8 protein-coding genes and 1 other RNA gene are annotated in these 6457 nt (G+C 63.2%); 3 read left to right on the top strand and 6 right to left on the bottom strand.

What is annotated here, in order from left to right:
* The 3 genes from modC to modA form a co-directional block, all read right to left on the bottom strand.
* Positions 1–815 (bottom strand): molybdenum ABC transporter ATP-binding protein (gene modC, locus EOA38_RS24415; RefSeq protein ID WP_127300430.1); only part of this gene is annotated, 815 nt, incomplete at its 3' end.
* Positions 812–1516, bottom strand: coding sequence for a molybdate ABC transporter permease subunit (modB, locus tag EOA38_RS24410; RefSeq protein ID WP_126093139.1), 705 nt, complete (start codon positions 1514–1516; stop codon positions 812–814). The genes modB and modC, both read right to left, overlap by 4 nt.
* A gap of 19 nt (positions 1517–1535) precedes the next feature.
* On the bottom strand, positions 1536–2330 hold the full coding sequence (modA, locus tag EOA38_RS24405) for a molybdate ABC transporter substrate-binding protein (RefSeq protein ID WP_126093138.1): 795 nt from the start codon (positions 2328–2330) through the stop codon (positions 1536–1538).
* A gap of 156 nt (positions 2331–2486) precedes the next feature.
* On the opposite strand from modA, the gene EOA38_RS24400 reads away from it, so the two are divergent.
* Entirely contained in the window at positions 2487–2696 is a 210-nt protein-coding gene (locus EOA38_RS24400; RefSeq protein ID WP_127300429.1) for a molybdopterin-binding protein, read from the top strand.
* Between the two features lie 36 nt (positions 2697–2732).
* Here the strand turns inward: EOA38_RS24400 and EOA38_RS24395 are convergent, their stop codons facing one another.
* Positions 2733–3527 carry a thymidylate synthase gene (locus EOA38_RS24395; protein ID WP_126093136.1) on the bottom strand — a complete coding sequence of 265 codons (795 nt, stop codon included), beginning with the start codon at positions 3525–3527 and terminating at the stop codon, positions 2733–2735.
* A gap of 145 nt (positions 3528–3672) precedes the next feature.
* Positions 3673–3984 (bottom strand): DUF2853 family protein, encoded by a 312-nt coding sequence (locus EOA38_RS24390; RefSeq protein ID WP_126093135.1) that lies wholly within the window; start codon positions 3982–3984, stop codon positions 3673–3675.
* 168 nt (positions 3985–4152) lie between these two features.
* Between EOA38_RS24390 and ssrA the strand changes: the two genes are divergently transcribed.
* Positions 4153–4513, top strand: a transfer-messenger RNA (tmRNA) gene (gene ssrA, locus EOA38_RS24385).
* Between the two features lie 150 nt (positions 4514–4663).
* Here ssrA and EOA38_RS24380 read toward each other — a convergent pair.
* Positions 4664–5869, bottom strand: a complete 1206-nt coding sequence (locus EOA38_RS24380; protein ID WP_127300428.1) for a multidrug effflux MFS transporter — start codon at positions 5867–5869, stop codon at positions 4664–4666.
* A 228-nt stretch (positions 5870–6097) separates the two neighbouring features.
* Here EOA38_RS24380 and EOA38_RS24375 point away from each other — a divergent pair.
* Positions 6098–6457 (top strand): TetR/AcrR family transcriptional regulator (locus EOA38_RS24375; RefSeq protein WP_145966052.1); only part of this gene is annotated, 360 nt, incomplete at its 3' end.

Genomic DNA, 6457 nt, shown 5'->3' with positions numbered 1-6457 from the left:
CCCACCGGCCGTGCAATGCGCGGTATGCGGATGTCGCCGGCCGGCGAGCCCAACACCGTCATGCCGAAAGCCTCGTCGTGACGCAGCACCCTGGTGTCGAGCACCGCGCCGCCCTCGCCCCGTTCCTCCGCCGGCAAAAGATCCAGCCGCTGCATGATCGCCTCGGCCGGGCCGAAGGCGGCAACCTTGCCTTGCGAAAGCACCACCACGTCGCTCGCCAGCCTCGCCACCTCGGCGACGGAATGGCTGACATAGACGATCGGGATCTTCGTCTCGTCGCGCAGCCGCTCGATATAGGGCAGGATTTCGGATTTGCGCGCTTCGTCGAGCGAGGCGAGCGGTTCGTCCATCAATAAGAGCTTCGGGCTGGCAAGCAGGGCACGGCCGATCGCCACCCGCTGCTTTTCGCCGCCCGAAAGTTTCGCCGGCCGCCGGTCGAGCAGATGGCCGATGCCGAGCAGGTCGACCACCGCATCGATATTGGCGTAGCGCTCGGCAGGCGGCGTGAACCAGCGTCCGTAGCGCAGATTGCCGGCGACGCTCATATGCGGGAAGAGCCGCGCATCCTGAAAAACCATGCCGATCCGCCGCTTGTGCATCGGCACGAACATGCCGGCGGCGGTATCGATCAGCACGCGGCCGTCGACCGCGATGCGCCCCTTCTGCGGCCGGATCAGCCCGGCGACCAGGTTGATCAGCGTCGACTTGCCGGAGCCCGACGGCCCGAACAGCGCCGTGAGCCGGCCGGCGCTTTCGAAATCCGCTTCGAGCGCGAAATCGCCGAGGCGATGGCTGATGTCGACCGAGAGCGTCATTCGATGTCCATCCGCCGGCCGACGCGCCGCGCAAGGACCTCGGAGGCCACCAGCGCCACCATGGAGATGACGATCGAGATCAGCGTCAGTCTCAGCGCCCCGGCATCGCCGCCCGGCACCTGCGTGAAGGTATAGATCGCCGAGGGCAGCGTCTGCGTCTCGTTGGGGATGTTGGAGACGAAGGTGATCGTGGCGCCGAACTCGCCCATCGCCTTGGCGAAGGAGAGGATCGCGCCGGCGATCAGCCCGGGCAGGATCAGCGGCAGCGTGATGGTGGCGAAGACCCAGGGCGGATTGGCGCCGAGCGTGCCGGCGGCTGCCTCCATCTTGCGGTCGACCGCCTCGATCGACAGCCGGATCGCCCGTACCATCAGCGGAAAGCCCATCACTCCGCAGGCGAGTGCCGCACCCGTCCAGCGGAACGAAAAGACGATGCCGAAATGCTCGGCAAGGAAGGCGCCGGCGGGGCCACGCTTGCCGAACGTCAGCAGCAGCAGATAGCCGGTCACCACCGGCGGCAGGATCAGCGGCAGATGCACCAGCCCGTTGAGCAAGGTCTTGCCCCAGAACCGCCCGCGGGCGAGCAGCAGCGCGATCAGGACGCCGGGCGGCAGGCTGGCGAGCATCGCCACCGTTGCCACCTTGATCGACAGCCGGACCGCATTCCATTCGTCGGGAGTGAGGTCCAGCAGCCAACTCATATGCGGTGTAAGGTCTCTCTCAGTTGCTCGCAGCGAGCACCGTAAACCCCTGTTCCTTGAAGAGCGCGGCAGCCTTGGCCGACTCGACGCACTTCAGGAAGGCAGCCGTATCCTTGTCCTTCGAATCCGCCGTCTGGGCAATCGGGTAGATGATCGGCGGATGCGAATCCTCGGGGAAGGTTCCGACAACCTTCACGCCCTTATCGGCATGCGCGTCGGTGGCGTAGACGATGCCGAGCGCGGCCTCGCCCGTCGACACCAGCTTCAGCGCGGCGCGCACGTTCTCGGCTTGCGCGACCTTGCCTTCGATCGAGGACCAGACGCCCAGCGATTCCAGCGCCGCCTTGCCGTATTTGCCGGCCGGCACAGCCTTGACGTCACCCATTGCGAGCCTGCTGTCGCCGATGAGCTTGGCGAGATCGAAGCCTTTCTCGACCTTCGCCTCGACCTTGGAGTCCTTCGGCGCCACCAGCACGATCTGGTTGCCGAGCAGCTTCACTTCGGTGTCCGGTTTGGTCAGCTTCTTGTCGGAAAGATATTTCATCCAGTCGAGGTCGGCCGAGATGAAGACATCGGCAGGCGCGCCGCCTTCGATCTGCTTGGCCAGCGCCGAGCTTGCCGCATAGGAAATGGTCGCCGCTTCGCCGACCTCCGGCTCGCAGGCCTTGTTGGCCGCATCGAGCGCGTCCTTGAGGCTCGCCGCGGCGAACACGACCACCTTGTCGTCGGCACGGGCCGCCGGCACGGCCGCCATCAACGCTGCCGCCAGTCCGCCGATGGCGAACGCCTTCAAGCCAAAGCCCTTGCCCGTCATGAAACCTCCCTGTTGAAAGTCCGTTCAGCTCAATGCCTTTGACCGATATATCCAGATGAACATAACAATGGAAGGCTTTTTAGCCTCGGGACCATTGTTAGGCGGGATCCTCCCAGCCTACGATGAAGCCCATTCGATACAGCGAAGGAGAGGCACATGAAGATCAGCGCCCGCAATATCCTGAAGGGCAAGGTCACCGAGATCGTCAAGGGAGCGACCACCTCGCATATCAGGATCGACATCGGCGGCGGCGCCATCGTCACCGCTTCGATCACCAATGAAGCGGTTGCGGACCTCGCGCTCGAAAAAGGCAAGCAGGCCTACGCGGTGATCAAAGCGTCCGACGTCATGGTCGGGATCGATTGATGCTGGCGCGCCCCGCGTGGTGCGGGGGTGAGGCCCCTACACTGCAATAGGCGCCTTGATGCTGGCGTCGGCAAAATAGTTCTCGAGGCGGAAATCCTCGAAGCGGAAGGCGAAGAGATCCTTCACCTCCGGATTGATCCACATCGTCGGCAGCGGTTTCGGCGTGCGCCGCATCTGCTCGCGCGCCTGCTCGAAATGGTTCGAATAAAGATGCGCGTCGCCGAGCGTGTGGACGAAGTCGCCGGGCTTCAGCCCGGTGACCTGCGCCACCATCATGGTCAGCAAGGCGTAGGAAGCGATGTTGAACGGCACGCCGAGGAAGATGTCGGCCGAGCGCTGGTAGAGCTGGCAGGAGAGCCGGCCCTCCGAGACGTAGAACTGGAACAGGCAGTGGCAGGGCGGCAGCGCCATCGCCTCCACCTCGGCCGGGTTCCAGGCCGAGACGATCAGCCGGCGCGAATTGGGATTCTTGCGTATCTCCTTGAGAAGGCCCGCGATCTGGTCGATCCCGCCGCCATGCCCGTCCGGCCAGGAGCGCCACTGCTTGCCGTAGACAGGCCCCAGGTCACCGTTCTCGTCGGCCCATTCGTCCCAGATGGTGACGCCGTTGTCGTTGAGATATTTGATGTTGGTGTCGCCGGCCAGGAACCACAGAAGCTCGTGGATGATCGACTTCAGGTGCAGCTTCTTGGTGGTGGTGACCGGGAAACCGCGCGAAAGGTCGAAGCGCATCTGGTAGCCGAACACCGAGCGCGTGCCGGTGCCGGTGCGGTCGCCACGGTCGGCGCCGTTTTCCAGCACATGCTTCAACAGGTCGAGATATTGGCGCATCGGCTCCGCCTCGATTCGGATGACAGATGATCATAACCGACTGGCCGTCGGTCGAACACCGTAAAGCCCGTCACAAATGTGGATCGTGCGCCGGAGAATCCAGGGCGCGCCGACACGACGGCGTGCCGGCTACCGACGGCCACGCTCAGAGAGAACCCAGCTTGCCCAGATCCTTCGCCACCAGGTAGTAGAAGGTCACGCGGCTCTTGGTGTTGTCGGCGGCCATCGCCTTGCAGACTTTCTCGATCGAGGCGTCGGCCTTGGCGGCATCGGCGATGCCGAGCTTCTTGCCGACCCAGTTCTCCCGAACGCGCTCGAGTTCCTTCGGGTCGGTGCAGGACACCAGCGCGGAATCGCGGTTCCTGAGTGCGATGCCCAGATGCTTGACGATCTTCTCGACCGCGTCGGCGCTAACGCCGGCATCGTATTTCTTCACATCCGCAAGATAGTCGGCCATCAAACTTCCCCTCGTCGGCGCCACGGATCCGGTCAATGAGGCTTGTGGCGCGCCGCGCAAGCTGTGCGCTAGGTCAGAGATTCCTCATCGCCGGCGGAGCTTCGATTGAGTAAGCGCGCAAGTCAACCCTCGGCTGTCGAGTTTGGCGCCGGGGACAAGTGCCGGTTTGGCCTTCCATTTTCCATGATCGGTCCCTATATTCTTTTCGTCGGCTTGACCGACTATGGCGATAAACAGGCGATGAAATAAGCCGTTCGGACCCGGGGGCGGTACCCGGCGCCTCCACCAAAAACCGCTCTGGTCGACGGAGCGGCTTTTGCTGGGGGCGAAATAGGATCGACGAAGGTGTAAAGATCGTACTTTTGCCCGGCATTGTACCACCGTCATCGGGCTAAACTTATAGTTGCCAACGACAACTATGCGGAAGCTCGTCTCGCTGCTTAATGCAGTGCGAACGCTTCGAATCAAGCCCTAGAGGTTCGCACTTCTAGGCGGGGTTCGGAGGTACCTGGCAACAGAAACCTCCACCTTCCCCCCTCTTTGCTTTCATCCGAACTCGACCGAACGGCCAAGGCTCGTCCGGCGCGCATGCGCCATCCTGCCCTCGACGTGGCCGGATTGTCATCGACGTGAAAAAGGCCGGGCAAGCCCGGCCTTTTTCGATCTTTTGTGGGTTCTCTTACTCCGCGGGCGCTTCGACCGCTTCGCGCGCTCGGCCGAGTGTAAGCTTGGCTAGGCTGAACGAGATCACCGCGCAAAGCGTGATGCCGGCAACCATGGGCAGCGGCGTGCCGTCGAAGAAGATGCCGGCGACGCCCATCGCCAGCGCGCCGATGGCGAAGTGCAGCGTGCCCATCAGCGCCGAGGCGGTGCCGGCGATCTCGCCATGCTCTTCCATCGCCAGCACCGAGGTGGTCGGGATGACCAGGCCGAGGAAGCCGTAGCCGACGAAGAGCAGCGCCGCCATCACGTCGAGCCGGTCGACGCCCGAAGCCATGATCGCGAACAGCGCCACCATCACCGTGGCGTAGCCGGTGACCGCCACCCAGACGACCCGCTTCAAGCCAAAGCGATCGGCCAGCATTCCGGTCAGCTGCGACATGCCGATGAAGGCGACCGCATTGATCGAGAAGAACACGCTGTAGACCGACGGCGACAGGCCGTAATGGCCGATCAGGATGAAGGACGAGCTCGACAGGTAGACGAAGAAGCTCGCAATGCCGAAGCCGGCGATCGCCGTCAGGCCGAGAAAGTTGCGGTCACCCATCAGATAGCGGTAGCCGGCCAGCGCCGTGCCGAAGGACGAGTTGGCGCGCTCCTCGACCGACCGCGTCTCGTTCAGCGAGGTGGCGAGCAGGATGGTGGCTAAAGCCGCGGCACCCGTGACCGTCCAGAACACGGCGCGCCAGCCGAAACTCTCGATGATCTGGCTGCCGGTCAGCGGCGCCAGGATCGGCGACACCGAGAAGACGAGCATCAAGAGCGACATCAGCTTGGCCGCCTCGTTGCCGGTGTGCAGGTCGCGCACGATGGCGCGCGGCACGGCCATGCCAGCACTGGCGCCGAGCCCCTGCAGGAAGCGGAACGCGATCAGCCACTCGATATTGGGCGCAGTGGCCGAGCCGACGCCGCCGACCATGAACAGTGCAAGGCCGGCATAGAGCGGCAGCTTGCGTCCGACCATGTCGGAGATTGGTCCGACGACGATCTGGCCGAAACCCATCGACAGGAAGAAGATCAAGAGGCTCATCTGCACGGCAGCGGTGCCGGCCTTGAGATCCTCACCGATCGAGGGCAGCGCGGGAAGATACATATCGATGGCGAACGGTCCGATTGCGGACAACAAGCCGAGCACGACCGCGATGCGGAGGAATTTGGGACTCATGATAGGGCTTCTTTCGGATCTGGTTGCCGCCGAGGTCCGGCGTCTACCCAAGGACGTTCCATCCCGCGGAAATCCGACATCCAAGAGCGAACTTGTTCGTCTCAAGAGCGAATTCATTCGTCTCAAGAGCGAATTCACTCGTCTCTCTCGGGAGCGGATTTCCCTTTATTGTGTCCACAAATTTAGACAGGCTTGTCCAATTCGTCAATCACCGCTATATAGATTTTGATGAAGCTCGGCGTTTCTCCTGACACTTTCCCGCCACGCAGCCATGAGGCCAAGCGCATATCGGTGGTCGACGCCGCGGCTTCGGTTTTCTGCCGGGAGGGTTATGCCGGCGCCAACATCGACCTGATCGCGGCCGAGGCCGGCGTTTCGCGCCAGACCGTCTACAATCACCATGGTGACAAGGAAAAGCTATTCATGGCCGTCGTGCGCGACCTGACGGAGCGCTGCAACGCCGGCATCTTCGCCACCATAGCCACCTTTCCGGACCAGCCCGCCGATCTCGAATCCGATCTCGTCGCCTTTGCGGTGCGCATGAACCGCAACTGCGTCTGCAACCGCGACGGCCGGTTCCTGCGCAAG

This window comes from Mesorhizobium sp. M1E.F.Ca.ET.041.01.1.1, assembly GCF_003997355.1.
Classification (GTDB): domain Bacteria; phylum Pseudomonadota; class Alphaproteobacteria; order Rhizobiales; family Rhizobiaceae; genus Mesorhizobium.
Note: the sequence above shows the minus strand (reverse complement) of the source record. Positions and strands in the feature narration are given on the sequence as shown.